Consider the following 1,312-nt stretch of genomic DNA (forward strand, 5'->3'; position numbering starts at 1 on the left):
CCACCGTCATCCCCACCCTCCGCCGCAACCACGACACCCCCACCCAACTCACCACCGCCCTCACCCACGCCTGGACCCACAACACCCCCACCACCCACCCCACCACCAAAAACAACAACACCACCACCACAACCCACCCCCACACCCCCCTACCCACCTACCCCTTCCAACACCAGCGCTACTGGCTCCATCCGGTCCCCGACTCCGGGGGCTTCGGCAGGCAGGGATCCGGGCATCCGCTGGTCGATGTCGTCATCGAAGTGCCGGGCAGCGAGGCGCTGTTGCTCACCGGTCGGCTCTCCATCGAGGCGCAGCCCTGGCTCGCCGACCACGCGATCCTCGGCACCGCTCTGCTCCCGGGCACCGCGTTCCTCGACATCGCCCTGCGCGCCGGAGCCGTGGCGGGCTGCACGCGCGTGGAGTCCATCACGCTCGACCACCCGCTGCTCATTCCGAAGAACAGCACGGTGGAGGTCCAGGTCCAGGTCAACGCGGCTGACATGAGCGGCGAGCGCGAGTTCACGGTCCACTCCCGTATCGGCGACGCCGAGTGGGTCCGGAACGCGACCGGCGTGCTGTCGGCCGAGGCTCCGGCGACACCGCCTCGCATGATCTGGCCCACGCCCACGGCCTCGCCGCTCCCGATCTCGGACCTGTATCGCCGACTGGCCGAGCAGGGCTACGACTACGGGCCCGTGTTCCAGGGTCTTCAGGCCGCGTGGCAGGACGGGGACGTCGTGTACGCCGAGGTGGAGCTGACCGAGGACACCGCCGATGCCGGGTTCGTCGTCCACCCCGCGCTGCTCGACGCGGTGCTCCACGCGCGGCTCGCGTCCCTCGGTGACGACAGCGGCTTCGAGTTGCCGTTCTCGTGGTCGGGTGTGCGTTCGTACGGATCCTGCCCGCGGACGGTGCGCGCCCGGGTGTCACTCAACGACGACGCGACCTTCGCCCTTGATGTCTCGGACATGGACGGCAGGCCCGTCCTGACCGTCGACGCGCTGGCCACACGGCCGGCCGACCCGGCAAAGCTCACGGCGGCCGACATCACACCGTTGGCGGTGGAGTGGGTCCCGGTCACCACGACCGACCCCACCACCACACCACCCCCCTACACCACCTTCACCGTCACCGCCGGCACCACCACCGACCCCGCAACCGCCCACACCACCGCCGAACACACCCTCCACCACATCCAGCAATGGCTCCACCAGGAACGCACCCCCGACGAACACCTCGTCATCCTCACCCACGGCGCGGTATCGACCGGCCCCCACGACCCCCTCCGCGACCTCGCCGCCGCCACCGCCTG

The 1,312-nt window shown here is 70.1% G+C and carries 1 protein-coding gene; it reads left to right on the top strand.

All coding sequences use genetic code 11. The features are described 5' to 3' along the window. Positions 1 to 1,312, top strand: a 1,312-nt coding sequence (locus ACZ60X_RS43900) for a polyketide synthase dehydratase domain-containing protein (protein ID WP_469611457.1), incomplete at both ends; no start/stop codon positions are given.

It is taken from the genome of Streptomyces sp. NPDC104106 (assembly GCF_055584345.1).